This is a genomic window from Saccharothrix sp. CCNWYY140, from assembly GCF_037401995.1.
Classification (GTDB): Bacteria; Actinomycetota; Actinomycetes; order Mycobacteriales; family Pseudonocardiaceae; genus Actinosynnema.
Window position 1 is genome coordinate 12,374 of sequence record NZ_JBBEGC010000035.1, and the last position, 18,876, is coordinate 31,249.

15 protein-coding genes are annotated in these 18,876 nt (G+C 73.8%); 11 read left to right on the top strand and 4 right to left on the bottom strand.

Annotation, left to right across the window (positions count from 1 at the left end):
- Window positions 1-53 precede the first annotated feature (53 nt).
- The 3 genes from metK to WBN91_RS17745 are packed head-to-tail and all read left to right on the top strand — an operon-like array spanning window position 54 to window position 4,626.
- Window positions 54-1,256, top strand: coding sequence for a methionine adenosyltransferase (metK, locus tag WBN91_RS17735; RefSeq protein WP_337724423.1), 1,203 nt, complete (start codon window positions 54-56; stop codon window positions 1,254-1,256).
- On the top strand, window positions 1,249-2,607 hold the full coding sequence (locus WBN91_RS17740) for a hypothetical protein (RefSeq protein WP_337724424.1): 1,359 nt from the start codon (window positions 1,249-1,251) through the stop codon (window positions 2,605-2,607). The genes metK and WBN91_RS17740 overlap by 8 nt, the downstream gene beginning before the upstream one ends.
- A gap of 30 nt (window positions 2,608-2,637) precedes the next feature.
- Window positions 2,638-4,626, top strand: a complete 1,989-nt coding sequence (locus WBN91_RS17745) for a phosphocholine-specific phospholipase C (RefSeq protein WP_337724425.1) — start codon at window positions 2,638-2,640, stop codon at window positions 4,624-4,626.
- A 350-nt stretch (window positions 4,627-4,976) separates the two neighbouring features.
- Here WBN91_RS17745 and WBN91_RS17750 read toward each other — a convergent pair whose 3' ends face one another.
- Together WBN91_RS17750 and WBN91_RS17755 are read right to left on the bottom strand one after the other, a co-directional pair.
- The gene (locus WBN91_RS17750; protein WP_337724426.1) at window positions 4,977-6,983 is read right to left on the bottom strand and encodes a primosomal protein N'; all 2,007 of its coding nucleotides are present in this window, start codon (window positions 6,981-6,983) and stop codon (window positions 4,977-4,979) included.
- A 104-nt stretch (window positions 6,984-7,087) separates the two neighbouring features.
- Window positions 7,088-7,864, bottom strand: coding sequence for an MBL fold metallo-hydrolase (locus WBN91_RS17755; RefSeq protein WP_337724427.1), 777 nt, complete (start codon window positions 7,862-7,864; stop codon window positions 7,088-7,090).
- Between the two features lie 73 nt (window positions 7,865-7,937).
- Here WBN91_RS17755 and WBN91_RS17760 point away from each other — a divergent pair, with 73 nt between their 5' ends.
- Both WBN91_RS17760 and ggt read left to right on the top strand, forming a co-directional pair.
- On the top strand, window positions 7,938-8,507 hold the full coding sequence (locus tag WBN91_RS17760; protein WP_337724428.1) for a CGNR zinc finger domain-containing protein: 570 nt from the start codon (window positions 7,938-7,940) through the stop codon (window positions 8,505-8,507).
- Window positions 8,508-8,854: 347 nt separating this feature from the next.
- The gene (ggt, locus tag WBN91_RS17765) at window positions 8,855-10,630 is read left to right on the top strand and encodes a gamma-glutamyltransferase (RefSeq protein ID WP_337724429.1); all 1,776 of its coding nucleotides are present in this window, start codon (window positions 8,855-8,857) and stop codon (window positions 10,628-10,630) included.
- Between the two features lie 43 nt (window positions 10,631-10,673).
- Here the strand turns inward: ggt and WBN91_RS17770 are convergent, their stop codons facing one another.
- Window positions 10,674-11,870, bottom strand: coding sequence for a hypothetical protein (locus WBN91_RS17770; protein ID WP_337724430.1), 1,197 nt, complete (start codon window positions 11,868-11,870; stop codon window positions 10,674-10,676).
- The gene (locus WBN91_RS17775; RefSeq protein ID WP_337724431.1) at window positions 11,870-12,454 is read right to left on the bottom strand and encodes an RNA polymerase sigma factor; all 585 of its coding nucleotides are present in this window, start codon (window positions 12,452-12,454) and stop codon (window positions 11,870-11,872) included. The genes WBN91_RS17770 and WBN91_RS17775 overlap by 1 nt, the downstream gene beginning before the upstream one ends.
- A gap of 140 nt (window positions 12,455-12,594) precedes the next feature.
- Between WBN91_RS17775 and WBN91_RS17780 the strand changes: the two genes are divergently transcribed.
- From WBN91_RS17780 to WBN91_RS17805, 6 genes are read left to right on the top strand one after another with little or no spacing between them, the layout of a single operon-like run.
- The gene (locus tag WBN91_RS17780; protein WP_337724432.1) at window positions 12,595-12,735 is read left to right on the top strand and encodes a hypothetical protein; all 141 of its coding nucleotides are present in this window, start codon (window positions 12,595-12,597) and stop codon (window positions 12,733-12,735) included.
- A gap of 52 nt (window positions 12,736-12,787) precedes the next feature.
- A complete protein-coding gene (gene def, locus WBN91_RS17785) occupies window positions 12,788-13,336 on the top strand; it encodes a peptide deformylase (protein ID WP_337724433.1) in 549 nt (182 codons plus the stop codon).
- Window positions 13,336-14,259: a methionyl-tRNA formyltransferase gene (gene fmt, locus WBN91_RS17790; protein ID WP_337724434.1), complete on the top strand. Its 924-nt coding sequence runs from the start codon at window positions 13,336-13,338 to the stop codon at window positions 14,257-14,259. The genes def and fmt overlap by 1 nt, the downstream gene beginning before the upstream one ends.
- Complete coding sequence (locus WBN91_RS17795; RefSeq protein ID WP_337724435.1) at window positions 14,256-15,680, top strand: RsmB/NOP family class I SAM-dependent RNA methyltransferase; 1,425 nt, start codon at window positions 14,256-14,258, stop codon at window positions 15,678-15,680. Before fmt ends, WBN91_RS17795 begins: the two co-directional genes overlap by 4 nt.
- Window positions 15,677-16,195, top strand: coding sequence for a flavoprotein (locus WBN91_RS17800; protein WP_337724436.1), 519 nt, complete (start codon window positions 15,677-15,679; stop codon window positions 16,193-16,195). The genes WBN91_RS17795 and WBN91_RS17800 overlap by 4 nt, the downstream gene beginning before the upstream one ends.
- 36 nt (window positions 16,196-16,231) lie before the next feature.
- Window positions 16,232-18,682, top strand: coding sequence for a helix-turn-helix transcriptional regulator (locus WBN91_RS17805; RefSeq protein WP_337724437.1), 2,451 nt, complete (start codon window positions 16,232-16,234; stop codon window positions 18,680-18,682).
- The last annotated feature ends 194 nt before the right edge of the window (window positions 18,683-18,876 follow it).

The window sequence follows — 18,876 nt, forward strand, 5'->3', positions numbered from 1 at the left end:
CGGCGACGCCCGTTAAGCTTTTCGGACCGCATGGAAACCAGATAGGGAGTGCCGTGAGCCAGCACAGCAGCAGGCTGTTCACCAGTGAGTCGGTGACCGAGGGGCACCCGGACAAGATCTGCGACGCGATCAGCGACTCGATCCTCGACGCGTTGCTGGCCAAGGACCCCCGCTCGCGGGTGGCCGTGGAGACGCTGATCACCACGGGCCAGGTGCACGTGGCGGGCGAGGTCACCACGGAGACCTACGCGGACATCCCGTCGATCGTCCGGGAGAAGATCCTGGAGATCGGCTACGACTCGTCGGCCAAGGGCTTCGACGGTCGTTCCTGCGGCGTGAACGTGGCCATCGGCTCGCAGTCCCCCGACATCGCGCAGGGCGTGGACACCGCCTACGAGGAGCGCGTCGAGGGCGCCGGTGACGAGATCGACAAGCAGGGCGCGGGCGACCAGGGTCTGATGTTCGGTTACGCGTGCACCGACACGCCGGAGCTGATGCCGCTGCCGATCGCGCTGGCGCACCGCCTGTCGCGGCGGCTGACCGCCGTGCGCAAGGACGGCACCGTGCCCTACCTGCGTCCGGACGGCAAGACCCAGGTCACCATCGAGTACGCGGGCGACCAGCCGGTGCGCCTGGACACCGTGGTCGTGTCCACGCAGCACGCCGACGGCATCGACCTGGAGAAGCTGCTCGGCGTCGACATCCGCGAGCACGTCGTGACGCCGGAGATCGCCGAGCTGGGTCTGGACACCTCGAACGTCCGGTTGCTGGTCAACCCGACCGGTCGGTTCGTCATCGGTGGCCCGATGGGTGACGCCGGTCTGACCGGCCGCAAGATCATCGTCGACACCTACGGCGGCATGGCCCGCCACGGTGGTGGCGCGTTCTCCGGCAAGGACCCGTCGAAGGTGGACCGGTCCGCCGCGTACGCGATGCGCTGGGTGGCCAAGAACGCCGTCGCCGCGGGCCTGGCGACCCGCATCGAGGTGCAGGTGGCGTACGCGATCGGCAAGGCCGCGCCGGTGGGTCTGTTCGTGGAGACCTTCGGCACCGAGACCGTGGACCCGACCAAGATCCAGCAGGCGATCGGCGAGGTCTTCGACCTGCGCCCGGCCGCGATCATCCGCGACCTGGACCTGCTGCGCCCGATCTACGCGCCGACCGCCGCGTACGGCCACTTCGGCCGCACCGACGTCGACCTGCCGTGGGAGAACACCGACCGCGCCGACGCCCTGCGCGTCGCCGCGGGTGCGTGACGGTTTAGCGGACCGGCTGGTCCGCGGCGAGGCCGTGGACCTGGCGGAAGAGGAAGTACCCGCGTCGCTGATCCGGGACCTGTTGACCGACGAGCTCGATCAACGGGGTCTCCGGATCAGCGGCGCGCGCATCTCCGGGCAGCTCGACCTGTCCGACGTGCGCGTGTCCCGGCCCCTGGTGCTGCGCGACTGCGTGGTCGAGGGGCCGGTGCTCCTCGACCGGTCCCGGTTCGCCTCACTGGACCTCAGCGGCCTGGTCGCGCCCTCGGTGTCCGCGCCGTGGCTCAAGCTCGACCACTACCTGTTGCTCCAGAACGCCCGGCTGACCTGTGAGGACGGCTGGGCGCTCGACCTGGGTGAAGCCGACGTGGGCGCGCACGTGAGCCTGCGCGGGTCGGTCTTCAAGGGCGTCGACTACGCCGTGCACGCCACCAAGCTGCGCACCGGCAGCCACCTGTTCCTCACCGACGTCCGCGCCGAGGGCACTGTCCGCCTCGACGGCGCCCGCATCGGCGGCAGCGTGCGCTGCCACGGCGCCCGGCTGTCCGCGGCCGACTCGGCCCTGCTCGGCGTGGACCTCCAGGTGGAGGAGAACCTGTTCCTGGGCGAGGGGTTGCAGGCCGTCACCACGTCCGACCGGGTCGCGGCGGTCCGCATCCGCGGTGCGCGGCTGGGCGGTCAGCTGGTGGTGCGGGGGTGCTCGCTGCGCGGGCCGATCGCGTTGGACGTGAAGCAGGTGCGGGCGGGCATGGAGATCCTGTTCTCGCCGTCCCTGCTGCACGGCGGCATCGACCTGGACGGCCTGACCTACGCGGGCGTGCCGCGCGACGCGTCCGTGGACGAGTGGCTGGACATGCTCGCCACCCGCACGCCCGTGTACGCCAGCCAGCCCTACCTCCAACTCGCCGCCGCCCACCAAGCCGCGGGCCACGAGCGGGACGTGCGCCGCATCCGGGTGGCGCAGCAGCGGGACCTGCTGCGGCGCGGACGCCTGTCGGGGTGGGGACGGCTGTGGCACCGGGTGACCGGCGCGACCGTCGGCTACGGCTACCGCCCGGCGATGGCCTTGGTGTGGCTGCTCGGCACCCTGCTGACCGCGGTGCTCCTGGTCGCGGGCGTCGCCGGCCCGGCCGGTTTGGTGCGCTCGTGCTCCGCGGTCGACCAGGTCGGGCACGCGCTGAACGCCGTGACGCCGCTGGCCAAGCCCGAGGGCGTGAAGTGCCAGATCTCCACGTCCACCGGACTGGGCACCTTCGTGGTCGTGTCGACGTGGGTGTTGCAGCTGCTGGCTTGGGCGTTCGCCACGCTGTTCGTCGCGGGTTTCACCGGGCTCGTGCGCAAGAACCCCTGAGGTTCATCTGCGGCCGATAGAACCTCGGCCATGTCGGTTTCGCGTCGCACCCTCCTCACCGCCGCCGGACTGGGCGCCGCGGGTTCCCTGCTGCCGCCCTCTGTGCACGAGGCGTTGGCGCGCGAACCCCGGCGCGGTGGCCTGTCGGCGATCAAGCACGTCGTGCTGCTCATGCAGGAAAACCGGTCCTTCGACCACTACTACGGAACCCTGCGCGGGGTCCGCGGGTTCTCCGACCGCAACGCCCTGGACGGCGTGTTCACCCAGTCCGGCGTGCTGCCGTTCTCCGTGCGCGAGGCGCGCGGGTCGCGCGACATCCAGTACATCGGCGACCTCGACCACAGCTGGGACGGCGGCCACAAGGCGCTGCGCGGCGGCTGGCACGACAACTGGGTGCCCGCCAAGACGGCCGCGACGATGGCGTACTACGACCGCTTGGACCTGCCGTTCCACCACGAGCTGGCGGACACGTTCACGTTGTGCGACGCGTACTTCTGCTCGGTGCCGACGTCCACCAGCCCCAACCGGAACTACTGGGTGAGCGGCTACACCGGCTTCGAGGCGTCGGGCGCACGGGCCGTCGGCAACTCCGCGTACGCCGAGGACACCCACCCCGGCTACTCGTGGACCACCTACCCGGAGCGGCTGTCGGAGGCCGGCGTGTCGTGGCGGGTGTTCCAGGAGTGGGACAACTACCAGGACAACAACCTGGAGTTCTTCACCCGCTTCAAGGACATCGCCCGCAAGGCCCTGCGCGGCTCGCACAAGTCCCTGGACTCGTTCTACTCGGCCGTCTTCCGCTCGCCGAACCCGCAGGAGTTGTTGGCGGGCTTGGCGGAAGGCGTGTCCCAACTGTCCCCTTCGGACCGCGCCCTCTACGACCGCGCCCTGCACCGCGTCCGCCCCGGCACCCTGGGCGCGGAGTTCCGCGCCGCGGTCGAATCCGGCGGCCTTCCCGCCGTGTCGTACCTGGTGCCGTCCTCTGTGGACTCCGAGCACCCGGGCGCGTCCTCGCCCGCCGCCAGCGCGTCGATCACCTACCAGGTGCTGGACGCCCTCGCGTCCGTACCGGAGGTTTGGGACACCACGGCGTTGTTCATCACCTACGACGAGAACGACGGCTACTTCGACCACGTGCCGCCGCCGCGCCCGCCCGTGGGCGTGACGGACGAGTACGTCGGCGACCGCCCGCTTGGCTTGGGGCCACGCGTGCCCATGACCGTCGTGTCCCCGTGGACGGTGGGCGGCTACGTGTGCTCGGAGATCTTCGACCACACGTCCAACACCCGCTTCCTGGAACGCTGGCTGGACGTGGCCGAACCCAACATCAGCGCCTGGCGCCGCAAGGTGGCGGGCGACCTGACCTCCGCCTTCGACTTCACCCGCCGAGGCACCCGCCCGGTGGTGGCAGCCCCCGGCCCGGTTCCGCCCGCCACCCCGCGCTGGCGCCCCACGCCACCCGCCGACCAGCACATGCCCACGCAGGAACCGGGCACCCGCCCCGCCCGACCGCTCCCGTACCAGCCGGAGGTGACGGGGCGGGTCGTGGACAGCACGGTGCGGCTGTCGCTGCGCAACAGCGGTCAGTCGAGCGCACACCTGGCCCTGTACCCGTACCAGGGCGAGTTCGAGTACCCCGTGCACTTCGACGTCACAACGCCACAGGACTTCACGGTTCCCTTCACGTCGACGTACCGCTTCACCGTGCTGGGCCCCAACGGCTTCCGCCGCGAGTTCGCCGGCGAGGCGGGGGAGACGGTCGGCGTGGAGTCGTCCGTGAACGGCCACAGCCGCGTCCTCACGATCACCTTGGCGAACACCGGCGATCACGACGAAACCTTCGAGATCACCGGCGACGGCCGCAACTTCCACGTGACAGTCCGCCCAGGCAAACGCCGAACCCTCCCGTGGCTCACCGCCTTCCACCACGGCTGGTACGACCTGACCATCCACACCACCACCTTCCACCGCCGCCTGTCGGGCCACATCGAAAACGGCCGCGAAAGCCTCTCCGGCTGACCGCTCTGGGTCCGGCGGCGCGCAATTGTCGGCCGCCGGAAGGCGATGGTCGCTCGGCGGCGGGCGGCGGGCGGCGGGCGGCGGAGGCCGGGATCGGGCGGGGCTGCGGTCGGTGGGCGCTCGTCCCTGGGCGGGCGGGTGGCGCAGGGCGGGCAGGGAGTAGTTGGCGGCTCGGCCAGCGGCCGGGGTCGGCGGTGGGTCCGGCAGTCGGCCGTTGGGTCAGCGCGGGCCATCGGGCCGGTGGGCGGGCGTCGGTGGGGCTGCGGTCGGTAGTGGGATCCGTGTTCCACGTCCCGTCTGCCACTTCGCGTGTGCCGCGTCCCGCGTTCCGGGTTGCGGGTTCGGGTCGGTCAGAGGACTTCGAGCGGGTCGAGTTTGATCCTGATCGGGGTGGGGTCCTTGCGGGCGCTGCGGGTGGCTTGGAGTGCCGCCAGGTGTTCGGACAGGGCCTTGCCGTGGGTTCTCGACACCCGCACCAGGGCTCGTTCCCGCTGGTCGTCGTCCGGTAGCGGGACCGGGCCGAGGACCTCGCCGGTCGGTGGCAGGGGGAGGTCGGCCAGGGCGGTGGCGAGGGCGTCCGGCGGGCCGTCGAGCGTGGCCATGCGGACGGCGGGCGGGAAGCCAAGTTCCGTGCGGGCGGCCAGTTCCTGGCGGGCGTGCCACACCGGGTCCCAGCGGACCAGGGCCTGGACCGGGGGCAGGCTCGAGTCGGCGATCACGACGACCTTGCCCGCAGGGCGCGCGAGTGCCGCCGCCGTCATCCAACGGCGGAGGGTTTCTTCAGTTGCGCGCAGGTCGGCGCGGCCGAGCAGTGCCCAGCCGTCCAGCAACAGGACAGCCCCGTAGCCGCCCTCGGCGATCGGTTCGGCCCCCGGCGTCGCCACGACCAGCGCACGGCCGCCCCGCACGGCCGCCAGCACCTCGTCGCCGCCGGACGTGCGCACCGGGATGTTGCTGAACGCCCGCCCCAGCTCCTCGGCCGTGCGCCGCGCGCCGATCACCTGGCCGCGCAGTCGCCTCGACCCGCACGCCGGACACCGGAACGCCGCCTCCGTCGCCCCGCACCACCGGCAGTACGCGGGCTTCGGCACGTCGTCGTCGGCGCCACCCGGCAACGCCAACGGACCGGCACACCGACGGCACCGCGCCGCCGCCCGGCACTGCCCGCACGCCAACGCCGGCACGTACCCCCGGCGCGGCACCTGGATCAGCACCGGCGAGTTCTCCTCGAACGCCGCCCGCGCCGCCTCGAACGCGATCGAGGGCAGCCGCGCACTGCGCGCGGCCGGGTCCTTCACGTCTTGCCACGCGCTGTCGCCCACCGCCGCCACCCGCGGCGCGACCGCCCGCAGCGTCTCCCGCGCCGCGACCACCTCGTGCGCCCAGCCGCTGTCCACCAGCAGCTGCGCCTCGGCGGTCCGCGCGAACGCCCCGAGCAGCAGCGACGCCCCGGTCAGGTGCGCCCGCTGGACCAGCACGTCCCGCACGTTCGGGTAAGGCATGCGCGGCTCGGTGTGCAGGTCGTCACCGTCGTCCCACACCACGACCAGCCCCAGGTCGTGCACCGGCGCGAGGGCCGCTCCCCGCGTGCCCAGCACCAGCCGCACCGCCCCGCGCCGCACCGCCAGCCACCGCCGGTACCGCTCGGCGGGACCGAGGTCGGCCGACAGCGTGACCACGGCGTCCGGCCCGGCCAGCGCCGCGCACGCCGCGTGCAGTCGGGCGAGGTCGCGGTGGTCCGGCACGATCACCAGCGCACCCCGACCCGTGCTGACCACGGTCGTGGCGGCCTCGGCCAGGCGCGCGGGCCAGTCCTCGGCGGGCAGCGCCTGCCACACCGCCCGTGCGGTCCGGCCGGACCGCAGAGCGTCGAGCAGGTTCGGCCCGAACGGGTACCGCGCCCAGCCCTCGCCCGACTCCGCCGAGAGCACCGGCGCCGGCGGTACCGGTGCCGGCGGGGGAGAAGGCTTGGCCTCGGTGCGGGCGTGCCGGGGTGGCACCGCCATCCGCAGCACGTCGGTCAACGTGCCCGCGTACCGGTCCGCCACCGCCCGCGCCAGGGCCGCCACCTCCGGCGACAGCACCGGCTCCGGTGAGATGACCCGGTCCAGGAACGTCAGCTGCCGGCCGTAGTCCGACTCCTCCACGCGTTCGAGGAGGTAGCCGTCGACCAACTGGCCCGCGAACCGCACCCGCACCCGGCAACCGGGCACCGCGTCCGCGTCCTGTTCGGTCGAGACCTGGTAGTCGAACGGACGGTCCAGGTGGGGCAGCGGAACGTCCACACAGATCCGGGCGACGGGCAGCGTCGACGCGGGTACGCGTTCCCCGCGACGAGCGCTCGCCTTGCCTGCCATGCGCTGAGGTCTACCAGAGTGCCTCCTAGTGGTTGTCGGGACGGTGGGCCGGGTGGGATGACGTCATGGGTATAGTTTCGAACAGGTGTTCGATGAGTGCAAGATCACTTTCGGGTGAAAGCGGGGTCGAGCACACCGTCCAGCCCGGCCGCGGCGAAGGCGTCCACCAGCACGTCCCGGCCCTCGGTAAAATGCCCCCACCCCTCGAAGTGCACCGGCACAACCCGGCGCGCGCCCAGGATCCGTGCCGCTGACGCCGCCTGCGCGCTGTCGAGCGTGAGCAGCGCCCCGTCGAACAGCACCGTTCGAGCCGCGCCGGCGAACAGCACGGCGGTGTCCACCGGCCCGACCCGCGCGGCGATCTCCTCCACCACCGCGAGCGAGGCGTTGTCCCCGCTGACGTAGACCGTGGGCAGGTCGGCCGCGGTCAGCACGAACCCGACGACCTCCCCGGTCACCGGCTCGCACCCGTCCGGCCCGTGCTGGGCGGGCGCGGCGGTGATCGTGAGCGTGCCGCCGTCGGGTCGGGGCAGGTCGACGTGCTCCCAGGGTGCGAGTCCGCGGGCCGTGCCGCCGAGCCGGTCCGCGCCGCTCCGGGTGGTCAGGGTCAGCGGGACGTCGGCCAGCAGCGCGCGGCCGGCGTGGTCGAGGTTGTCCGGGTGCTCGTCGTGGGAGAGCAGGACGGCGTCGATCCGGCCCAGCTCGGCCGGGGTCGTGGTGGTCGGCATGGTCTTGGTCAGGACGCGCTTGCCGACGCTGTAGTCGCCGGGCGCGTCGAAGGTCGGGTCGGTGAGCAAGCGCAGGCCGCCGACCTCGATCAACGCGGTCGGGCCGCCGAAGGTCTGCACGGTGATCTGCTCGGTCATGGCATCCCCAGTCATGGAAAAAGCAAAGTTTTACCGTGAGGAAGCTAGCCCAGCCTCACGGGAAACCGCAAGCGTTACCATGAGACGCATGGACGTGATCCCGGCCGCGGGTGCGGAGGTCTACCCGGCGCTGGACTTCGCGAACAGCGCGCTGGCCCTGCCCGGTGGGCAGTACCTGGACCTGCTCGGGTCGCCGGACGCCGCGACGCGCTGGCTGGCCGAGCACGACCTCGCGCCGGCCGACGCCGGGTTGCGGGAGATGTGCACGGCGCAGTTGCGGGCGTTGCGGGAGCAGATCAGGGTGCTGCTGGCGGCGCGGGTGGACGGGTCGCCGGTCCCGGCGGGTGCGGTGGACGCGGTGAACGACGCCATGACGCGGACGCCCACGGCATCGCTGCTGCGGTGGGACCCGGTTCGGGGGCTGCACCGGGAGGCGCCGCATCCGATCACGCGGATCGTGGAGCACGCGCTGGCGGTGCTCGCGGCGAACGCGGCGGACCTGGTGACCGGGGCGGACGCCGAGCGGTTGGCGGCTTGTGGGTCGCCGCCGTGCAACCGGTACTTGTTGCGGACCCATGCGCGCCGGCACTGGTGCTCGACGCGGTGCGGGGATCGGGCTCGGGCGGCTCGGGCCTACGCGCGCCGCAAAGCCGACTGACGGGCGCGGCCTCCGGCCCCCGCTTCCATTGTCCCACGGGGGACCGACAATTCCGGGCCGGCGAGCGCGGAGGGGTGGTGGGTGTGCGGGCGGGCGCGGCCTCCGGCCCCCGCTTCCATTCTCCCACCAGGGACCGACAATTCCGGGCCGGTGATCTCAGGAGCCGGCGATCTCAGGAGCCGGCGATCTCAGGGGCGGCGATCTCAGGGGCGGCGATCTCAGGGGTGGCGGGCTCGGGGGTGGTGGGCTCGGGGTGGTTGTGTGGGGTGGCTGTTGTGGGGTGGCTCCGAAGGTGAAGACGGGGTGTGGGGGTTCTCGGGGCAGCGGTTCAGGAGTAGAAGGGAACGATGCTCCGGTCGACCAGTTCACTCGCCGCCCTTGCCGTGGTGGCCGCCCTTGTCGTTCCCGCCGGTGTTCCTGCCGCTGCCGCTGCCGCCGCACCCCGTGAACCCGAAGCCGTCGGTGCGGGTGGGGTGGTCGCCAGCATCGACCCCGACGCCTCGCAGGTCGGCATCGACGTCCTTCGCCGGGGTGGTAACGCCGTGGACGCCGCGGTCGCCACGGCTGCCGCGCTCGGGGTCACCGACCCGTTCTCCGCCGGGATCGGCGGTGGCGGCTTCCTCGTCTACTACGACGCCAAGACGCGCAAGGTGAGCACGATCGACGGTCGCGAGACCGCGCCCGCCGCCGCGAACGAGAACCTGTTCGTCGAGAACGGCAAGACGATCCCGTTCGCCGAAGCCGTCACCAGCGGGCTGTCGGTGGGGGTTCCCGGCACGCCCCGCACGTGGCAGCGGGCGCTGCAACGGTGGGGCACGATCTCGCTGGACAAGGCGCTCAAGCCGGCCGAGGACCTGGCCCGCCGGGGGTTCCTGGTCGACTCGACCTTCCACCGCCAGGTCTCCGAGAACGCCGCCCGCTTCGCCGACTTCACCTCCAGCGAAGCCCTGTTCCTGCCGGTCCCGCAGATCGGCGCCACCTTCCGCAACCCCGACCTCGCCGACACCTACCGCGCCCTGCGCAAGGACGGCGTCTCCGCGCTCTACAAGGGCGGCATCGGCAAGGACATCGTCCAGACCGTCACCCAGCCGCCCGTGAAGCCGACGTCGACCCGGATCGTCCGCCCCGGCGCGATGACCATGACCGACCTGGGCAACTACAACGCCCCGCAGCGCGAACCCAGCCACACCACCTACCGCGGCCTGGACGTCTTCGGCATGGCTCCGCCCTCCTCCGGCGGCACGACCGTCGGCGAGGCGCTGAACATCCTGGAGACCACCAAGCTCGCCGACGAGACCCCGACCCAGTACCTGCACCGGTTCCTGGAGGCCAGCCGACTCTCCTTCGCCGACCGCAACCGCTGGGTGGGCGACCCGAGCTTTTCCGACGTGCCGACCGCGGAACTCCTCTCCCAGGCCTACGCCGACACCCGCGCGTGCCTGATCTCGCCGACCTCCGCCATGACCAGCCCCGTCCCGCCCGGCGACCCGCGCAACCCCACCCCGTGCGGCACGGACGGCACCGACGCGCCCACCCCGTACGAAGGCACCGACACCACCCACCTCACCGTCGCCGACCGCTGGGGCAACGTCGCCGCCTACACCCTCACCATCGAGCAGGAGGGCGGCAGCGGCATCGTCGTGCCCGGTCGCGGGTTCCTGCTCAACAACGAGCTGACCGACTTCTCCTTCACCCCGGTCACCCCCGGCGTCCCGGACCCGAACCTGCCCGGCCCCGGCAAGCGCCCCCGCTCGTCGATGTCGCCGACGATCGTCCTGGACGACGGCAAGCCGGTGCTGGCCCTGGGTTCGCCGGGCGGCGCGAGCATCATCACCACCGTCATCCAGGTCCTCACCCAGCGCCTGGACCGCGGGTTCACGCTGCGCCAGGCCATCGAGGCGCCCCGCGCCTCCCAGCGCAACGGCGTCAACACCCAGGCCGAGGCCGCGTTCCTGGCCACCCAGGAGGACGAAGCCCTGATCGCGCTGGGCCACCGCTTCGCCTCGACCGGCGAGATCGGCGCGGTGACCGCCGTGGAACGCCTGCCCGACGGCCGGTGGCGTGCCGCCGCCGAACCGACCCGCCGGGGTGGTGGCGCGGCCCGCGTGGTCTACCCGCGCTAGGGATGTCGGGCGGCCCCTACCCCCAGAGGGGCCGCCCGACCGGCTAGGAGACGGGACCGGTCTGCAACACGGTCCCGTCCCGCGCGTACGCGGTGAGCCGCGCGCCCACCGCCGACACGTCCGTCGACGACAGCTCGGTCAGCACCCCGGCGAACGTCCGGTCCCGCACCTCGACCGGGCGCGGGCCGGAGGCGTCCACCAGTTCCAGGCGGTGCACGTCGTCCCGCAGCGTGCCGCCGACCAGCAGCACGAAACCGAGCGGCGGACCGGAGTTCCGCGACACGAGCGCGCGCACCTGGTAGGCGTCGGCGGGCGACCCGACGCCGCCCATCGGCCCGTCCACCTGCTTCGCGCGGTACAGGTCGAGCCGGCAGTACGCCGTGGTGCCGGCCGGTCCGCGCAGCACCGCCAGCCCGGCGGTGGTGTCGGCGCCGACCACCGCGCCCAGCGTCCACGGCACGACGTCGCTGACCGGGCGGGCGGAGCTGAGCATGCCCACGTCCAGGCAGCGGTCCAGCACGTTCGCGGCCGGGTCGGCGACGCCGCTGGGGTGGAAGTCGACCGTCCTGGCCGCGTCCGGCACCGTCGCCGGGTCCAGCGTGTGCACCTGGACCGGCTGTTCGCGGTGGGTCAGCTCGAACACCGTGGTCGGCGACGAGGACAGGGTCACGAAGTAGCCGTAGTCGGTCAGGGCACTGGGCAGCGCGCCGCGCGACGACCGCGTGACCAGCCCGGCCAGGTTCGGCGGCACCTTCCCGACCAGCACGCCGCTGGGCGAGCGCCACGTCACCCGCAGGTCGCCGACCGGGACCGAGATCGCGCTCGTCGAGGTGGACGTGGTGGCGTAGGTCAGCTCGCAGTACCGGTCCGACCGGTCGGCCAGGACCCGGCGGCCGTCGAAGCGCACGGTGAACAGGGCCGCGCTCAGGCCGCAGCGGGACAGGTCCTCGGATGTGGTGGCCACGACCTGGGCGTCGTCGGGACCGGCGAACCCGCGGGTGGCGGCCGTCGACGGGGTGGGCAGCGCACCCGACCCGTCCTGGTCCGCCGTCCGCGCCACGACCAAGCCCCCGACCAGCACCGCGACCGCCGCCGCCACGGCCAGCGGACCACCGGCGCCGCGGCCACCCGCCCGGTCGGTCGCCGACCCGCGCGCCGGGCGGCCGAAGACCCTGCGGCGCATGCGTTCGCGCACGTCCGGGGGCAACGCGCGGCGCGGGGGGAGTTCCGGGAAGCTCATCAGGAGACCTCCTCGTCCAGGGTGGCGCGCAGCCGGGCGCGGGCGCGGGAGATGCGGGAACGCACGGTGACCTCGGCCACCCCGAGCACCTGCGCGGCCTCGGCCGCGGACAGCTCGCCCAGCAGGCACAGCTCGACGGCCTCGCGCTCGGCGGGCGGCATCGTCCGCACCACCGCGAGGACCCGCCGCAGTTCGTCGGAGTCGTCGACCGAGGACGCCACGCGGTCGGCGTGGTCGGGCACCACGTCGGGCTCGGGCACGCGGGCCAGCGCCCGGCGTAATCGGCCCAGCCGGCGGAACTCGGTGCGCGCCAGGTTCCCGGCCACCGTGTAGAGCCAGGGCAGGGCCGAGTCGCGCACCAGCGCCACCTCCGACCGGCGTCGCCACGCGGCCAGGAAGGTCGCCGACGTCAGGTCCTCGGCCAGCGACCACGACGCGGTCAGCCGGTAGGCGTGGTTCCACACCGCCTCCGCGTGCCGGTCGAACAACTCGGCGAACGCGGCCCGGTCACCGCGTCCCCACAGCTCGGCGTCGGTCTCGACCAAGCGCGCCGCCCCCTGACGCCTCGTCGTGGCACCCCTCATGCACTCAAGTTGCCGAACCCCTCCCGGATGTTGCAGTCCACCTCATCCCAGATGATGAGCCGCTCTCGCTACTCCGAGCGGACGCGCGGGTACGGCCCCGCGCGGCACCGTGGTGGTACCGCACGAGAGGAGCGAGCGACATGACCGCCATCACGATGACCACCGCACCGACCAGGACCCCGGCGCTGACCACGGGCTTGCTGACCGCCACCCGGTTCCTCGGCCACTTCCTCGCCGCGCTGGTGGGTGTGATCTTCCTCGGCCGGGGCATGGAGCACTGAGCCGCCCCGCGCTCTCCTAGACTGGCCGTCTGCCCCGTTGCGAGGAGAGTGCGTGACCGTCCAACCCATCCGGCTGTTCGGCGACCCGGTGCTGCGGACCCCCGCCGTCGAGGTCACCGACTTCGACGCGGAGCTGCGCAAGCTGGTCAAGGACCTGTGGGACACGATGAGCGACGCCGGTGGCGCGGGGCTGGCCGCACCGCAGCTCGGCGTGGGCCTGCGCGTGTTCACCTACCACTGCGACGGCTTCGCCGGGCACCTGGTCAACCCCACCTTCGACGTCGTCGGCGACGAGGTCCAGGACGGCCCCGAGGGCTGCCTGTCCATCCCGGGGATGTCCTGGGACTGCCGCCGGCACCTGCACGTGGTCGCGCGCGGCTGGAACATGCACGGCGAGCCGGTCGAGGTCGAGGGGTCGGACCTGTTGGCGCGGTGCATCCAGCACGAGACCGACCACCTGGACGGCGTGCTGTTCCTGGACCGCCTCGACGACCAGACCCGCAAGCAGGCCATGCGCGAGATCCGGCAGCAGTCCTGGTTCGACGGCGGCGTGCCCACGCTGAAGCAGTCGCCGCACCCGCTGTTCGGCGGTGGTGCGTGATGCGGCTGGTCTTCGCGGGCACGCCCGAACCGGCGCTGCCGTCCCTGAAGGCGCTGCTGGCGTCCCGGCACGAGGTGGTGGCCGTGGTCACCCGCCCGGACGCCCCCGCCGGCCGGGGCCGCAAGGTCGAGCGGTCGCCGGTCGCGGCGCTGGCCGACGAGCACGGCATCGAGGTGCTGACCCCGGCCAAGGCGTCCGACCCCGACTTCCAGGCCCGGCTGCGCGAGTTGGCGCCCGACCTGTGCCCGGTGGTCGCCTACGGGGCGTTGCTGCCGGAGTCGGCGCTGGCCATCCCCGTCCACGGCTGGGTGAACCTGCACTTCTCGGTGCTGCCCGCGTGGCGTGGCGCGGCCCCGGTGCAGGCGGCGGTGCGGCACGGTGACGACATCACCGGGGCGACGACGTTCCGGATCGTCAAGGCGCTGGACGCCGGTCCGGTGTACGGGGTGGTGACCGAGCGGGTGCGCGAGCGGGACACGGCGGGCGACCTGCTGGGCCGGCTCGCGGAGTCCGGCGCGCAGCTGCTGGTGTCCACCGTCGACGGCATCGAGGACGGCACGCTGCGGCCGGTCGAGCAGCCCGACGAGGGCGTCAGCTACGTGCCCAAGGTCACCGTGGACGACGGCCGGCTGGACTTCGCCGCGCCCGCGGCGGCCCTGGACCGGGTGGCCCGCGCGGTGACGCCGGACCCGGGCGCGTGGGCGGAGTTCCGCGGCGAGCGGCTCAAGCTCGGCCCGGTCCTCCCGGTCGACGAGGACGGTTTGAAGCCCGGTGAGCTGCGGGTGGAGCGCAAGCGCGTGCTGGTCGGCACCGGCACCACGCCCGTGGCGCTCACCGACGTGCAGGCGCAGGGCAAGAAGCGGATGGCCGCCACGGACTGGGCGCGCGGCGTGCGCATCGAGGCGGGGGAGCGGATCTCATGACACAGCGGTCGTCCCGTCCCTCCCGACCCCGCGGCCCGCACCCGCCGCGCCGCCGCACCGGCCCGTCCCGCCCGCCGGTGGAGGACCCGGCGCGGCAGGCGGCGCTGGACACGCTGCGCGCCGTGCGGCAGCGCGACGCCTACGCCAACCTCGTGCTGCCCGGCCTGCTGCGCGAACGCCGGATCACCGGCCGCGACGCCGCGCTGGCCACCGAACTGGCCTACGGCACCTCGCGGGCGCTGGGCCTGCTGGACGCGGTGCTCACCGCGTGCTCCGACCGCCCGCTGTCCGAAGTGGACGGTTCCGTGCTGGACGCCCTGCGCCTGGGCGCCTACCAGCTGCTGCGCACCCGCATCCCGGCGCACGCCGCCGTCGCGTCCACTGTGGACCTGGTGCGCGCGGAGCTGGGCTCGGGCGCGGCCGGGTTCGCCAACGCCGTGCTGCGCCGGGTGACCGAGCAGGACGAGGCCGGCTGGGTCGAGGAGGTCGCGCCGGACGAGGACACCGACCCGATCGGCTACCTGGCGATGGCCCACGCCCACCCGCGGTGGATCGCGCAAGCGTTCGCGGAGGCCCTGGGCAGCCGCGGTGAGCCGCTGCGCGAGGCGTTGCGGGCCGACGACACCCGGCCGCTGGTGCACCTGGCCGCGCGGCCGGGGGAGTGCAGCGCCGACGAGCTGGCCGCGATGACCGGCGGCGACGTCGCGCCCTACTCGCCGTACGGGGTGCACCTGGAAGCCGGCGCCGGCGACCCGGGCGACCTGGACGCGGTGCGCGAGCGGCTGGCGTCGGTGCAGGACGAGGGCAGCCAGCTGTGCGCGCTGGCGATGACCCGGGTGCCGCTGGAGGGGTCGGACGCGCGGTGGCTGGACCTGTGCGCGGGACCGGGCGGCAAGGCCGTGCTGCTGGGTTCGCTGGCGTCGCTGTCGGACGCGACCCTGGACGCGGTGGAGAAGGCGCCGCACCGGGCGGAGCTGGTCCGCAAGGCCGCCGGTGACCTGCCGATCACCGTGCACGTGGCCGACGGCCGCGACTCGGGCCTGCCGGCGGGCGGGTTCGACCGGGTGCTGGTGGACGCGCCGTGCACGGGGCTGGGCGCGCTGCGCCGCCGTCCCGAGGCGCGGTGGCGGCGGCAGCCCTCCGACGTCGCCCCGCTGGCCCGGTTGCAGCGCGAACTGCTGACCGCCGCGCTGGAACTGGTGCGGCCGGGCGGGGTCGTGGCGTACGTGGTGTGCTCGCCGCACCTGTCGGAGTCGGTCGGCGTGGTCGGCGACGTGGCGCGGCGGACCGGCGCGGAGCAGCTGGACACCCGCGAGTACTTCCCCGGCGTGCCGGACCTGGGCAGCGGCCCCCACGTGCAGCTGTGGCCGCACGTGCACGGCACCGACGCCATGTTCTGCGCGCTGCTGCGCCGGCCGTGAGCACACCCGTGCTCGGGCTGGTCGCGTCGGCGGCCGGCGGGGTGGAGACGTGGTTGCGGTCGGGGTTGGCGGAGCCGTTGGCGGCTCGCGGGTGGCGGTTGGCCATCACGCTCACCCCGACCGTGGCGCGGTGGTTGGAGCCGCAATTGGACGGTTTGCGCGCGCTGACCGACTTGCCGGTGCGTTGGACTTCGCGGCTGCCTTCCGAACCGAAACCCCACCCGGTTCCGGACGCGTTCGTCTTCGCGCCGGCGACGCTGAACTCGCTCGCGAAACTCGCGCTCGGCATCGGCGACAACCAAGCGCTCACCGTTCTGGGTGAAGCGCTTGGCCGGCGCGCGCCGATGGTGGTTTTACCGCAGGTTGGCCCAGACCAATCCCATCATCCCGCGTATTCCGCTCACCTGGCCGTCCTGCGTGGCGCGGGCGTGCGGGTCGTGTCCGGCGGGCCTGAAGAAGTGCTGAAAGAACTGGCCGCGGTTGCGCCGTTCGTCGCATTCGACAATAAGAGGTGAATTGACAGCCCACCGAGAGCCGTAGCAGGCTGGCCCGTGTCGAAATCGTACGGCCGGGATCGTGAATGGGCTTCGGTTCTCCGGTTCCTGTCCGCACCCGGTGGTCTGCTCGCCATCGACGGTCCGCCGTGCACCGGCAAGTCCCTCCTGCTGCGCGACGCGGTGGACGCCGCCCGGGGCCGGGGCTACTCCACCGCGCTGGTGCACCCCGCCGACCTCGACGGCCTCCGGCCGGGTGACAACCCGCTGGTCGCGATCGACCACGCGCACGAGGACCCGCCCGCCGTGCTCGCCGCGCTGCCCCGGCTGCGCTCCGCCGGCGCCACCACGCTGCTCGCCCTCACCGGCGCGTACGCCGGGCCGGACCTGCGCCGCGTCCTGCCCGCCTACGGCGAGGTGCTCACCCTCGGACCGGTCGGGGACGACGTCGTCGCCCAGGTCCTCAAGGACGTGCTCGGCGCGGAACCCGAACCGGCGCTGGCCGCGCTGGTCGGGTCGGCCGGCGGCAACCCGAGGCTGGTCGTCGAACTGGTCACCGGCCTGCGCGAGGAGCACCGGCTCGACGTCGCCGACGGCGTCGCCCGGTTGACCGGCGCCGGGCTGCCGCGCCGTGCCGCCACCCTGGTGTGCGCCCAGGTGGAGGCGCTGTCGGCGGGTGCCGTGCAGCTGCTGCGCGTCGCCGCCGTGCTGGGCCGGTCGTTCCTGCTGCGGGACGTGGCCACGATGACCGGGCGCACCGCCGGCGCGCTGCTGCCCGCCGTGGACGAGGTGCTGGCCTCCGGCCTCGTGGTGTCCGCGGGGCTGCGCCTGGAGTTCGCCTCGGAACTGGGGTGGCAGGCGGTCGTGCAGGCGATCCCGCCGTCCGTGCTGCACGCCCTGCGCCACGACGCCGACCTGCTGCGCACCGAGCTGCGCGAGCTGCCCGCCGCCTCCTCGTCGGAGGAGCGGCGCGGCGCGGCGGCGGTGCACGGCGTCCGGCAGCTCGCCGCCGGCGGCCGGCTCGGCGCGGCCATCACCCTCGCCCGCGAGAGCCTCGCCCAACGCCCGCACGCCGGTCCCGCCGCCGAACTGCACACCGCCCTCGCCGGCATCCTGCTCGCCGACGGCCGCCCCGCCGACGCCGTCGCCGAGATGGAGCACGCCCTGGCGGTGGCCTCCGCGCCCGAACCGCTGCGCCGCCTCGCCGCCGCCGGCCGCCTGCTGTCGCTGTACTTCGCCACCGGCAACCGGGCCGGCGCGCACGCGCTGTCCGTGCTGACCGCGCGGGACCGGGAGGCCAGCGACGCGGACGTGGTGATGGCGGCGTGCGTGCACTCGTGCCTGGAGTGGAACGCGGGCAACCTCGCCGAGGGCCTGTACTGGGGCCGCGAGTCGACCCGCTGGGAACTGGACCGGCCGACCGCGTGGTGGCAGTCGCACGCGGCGGTGGCGTTCGCGATGAAGCTGTCGTCGCTGGGCGAGTTCGCCGACGCCGAGAAGCTGGTGCGCGGCGACGGCCCGGACACCGACGAGGCCGTCACCGCCGGCGCGCCCGCCGCCCGCACGATCGCCCGCGCCCGGGTGCTGTCCCAGGCGGGCAAGCTCGTGCAGGCGCAGGTGGCCGCGCACTCGGGCCTGTCGTTGGCGCACGACCGGGGCCTGCGGCTGCTGGTGCCGCTGGCGTCGGCGGTGCTGGCGGTGGTGGCGCTGCACCGGGGGGACGTCGAGGGCGCGGCGTCGCACGTGCGGCGGTACCGGGGCGACCTGGCCGGTGGCGAGGCCGTGCTGCACTCCGGGCAGTACGACTGGGTGGAGTTGCTGGTCGCCGACGCGCAGGGCGGTCCGGAGCGGGCGGCGGAGCTGGCGCGGGAGCGGTTGGCGGAGCCGGCCAACACGCGGCGGATGCTGATCGAGGAGCCCGGCGCCGGGCCGTGGCTGGTGCGGCTGGCGCTGGTGGTGGGGGACAGCCGGATGGCCGGGGTGGTCGTGGGCGCGGCGGAGGAGCTGGCGGCCAACAACCCTTCGTGCGTGGCGGTGTCGGTGGGGGCCAGTCACGCGCGGGCGTTGCTGGACGGGGACGAGCAGCGGCTGGTCGTCGCGGCGGGCAAGCACCGGCACCCGTGGGCGCAGGCGTCGGCGCACGAGGACCTGGCGGTGCTGCTGGCCGAGTCGGGTCAGGAGCACCGGTCGCGCGAGCACGCCGAGGTGGCGCTGCGGATCTTCGAGCGGATGGGCGCGTCCGGTGACGCGGCGCGGCTGCGGCGGCGGGTGGGGGTGGACGCGCCGGAGAGCGAGGGCAGCGACGAGTGGGGGCGGCTGTCGTCGCCGGAGCGGGACATCGCGCGGCTGGTGGGGGCGGGGTTGACCAACCGGCAGGTGGCGCGGCAGCTGTTCCTGTCGCCGCACACGGTGAACTACCACTTGCGGGGGATCTTCCGGAAGCTCGGGATCAGCTCGCGGGTCGAGTTGGCGCGGCTGGCCGGCGAGCAGGAGCACGCCGAGGTGTGACGCGCGGCCGGCTGGGTCGGTCGGGGCGCGCGGTCGGTCGTTTTGCGCGGTTGGTTGGGGCGCGCGGTTGGTCGGGTTGCGCGTCGGTCGGGTTGCCGGCGGGCTCGCGTTCGGGCGGGTGTGCGCCGAGTTTGCAGGCGGGCGCGGGCCACGGCCCCCCGGTATCCATTCTACCGGGGGGCACCGACAATCGA

What these genes read in the sequence shown, in the direction of transcription:
- WBN91_RS17745 (WP_337724425.1), top strand. Translation starts at nt 2,638, where the DNA reads ATGTCGGTTTCGCGTCGCACCCTCCTCACCGCCGCCGGACTGGGCGCC.
- WBN91_RS17755 (WP_337724427.1), bottom strand. Translation starts at nt 7,864, where the DNA reads ATGACTGGGGATGCCATGACCGAGCAGATCACCGTGCAGACCTTCGGC.
- WBN91_RS17770 (WP_337724430.1), bottom strand. Translation starts at nt 11,870, where the DNA reads ATGAGCTTCCCGGAACTCCCCCCGCGCCGCGCGTTGCCCCCGGACGTG.
- WBN91_RS17775 (WP_337724431.1), bottom strand. Translation starts at nt 12,454, where the DNA reads ATGAGGGGTGCCACGACGAGGCGTCAGGGGGCGGCGCGCTTGGTCGAG.
- WBN91_RS17795 (WP_337724435.1), top strand. Translation starts at nt 14,256, where the DNA reads ATGACACAGCGGTCGTCCCGTCCCTCCCGACCCCGCGGCCCGCACCCG.
- WBN91_RS17780 (WP_337724432.1), top strand. Translation starts at nt 12,595, where the DNA reads ATGACCGCCATCACGATGACCACCGCACCGACCAGGACCCCGGCGCTG.
- fmt (WP_337724434.1), top strand. Translation starts at nt 13,336, where the DNA reads ATGCGGCTGGTCTTCGCGGGCACGCCCGAACCGGCGCTGCCGTCCCTG.
- WBN91_RS17760 (WP_337724428.1), top strand. Translation starts at nt 7,938, where the DNA reads ATGGACGTGATCCCGGCCGCGGGTGCGGAGGTCTACCCGGCGCTGGAC.
- ggt (WP_337724429.1), top strand. Translation starts at nt 8,855, where the DNA reads ATGCTCCGGTCGACCAGTTCACTCGCCGCCCTTGCCGTGGTGGCCGCC.
- WBN91_RS17750 (WP_337724426.1), bottom strand. Translation starts at nt 6,983, where the DNA reads ATGGCAGGCAAGGCGAGCGCTCGTCGCGGGGAACGCGTACCCGCGTCG.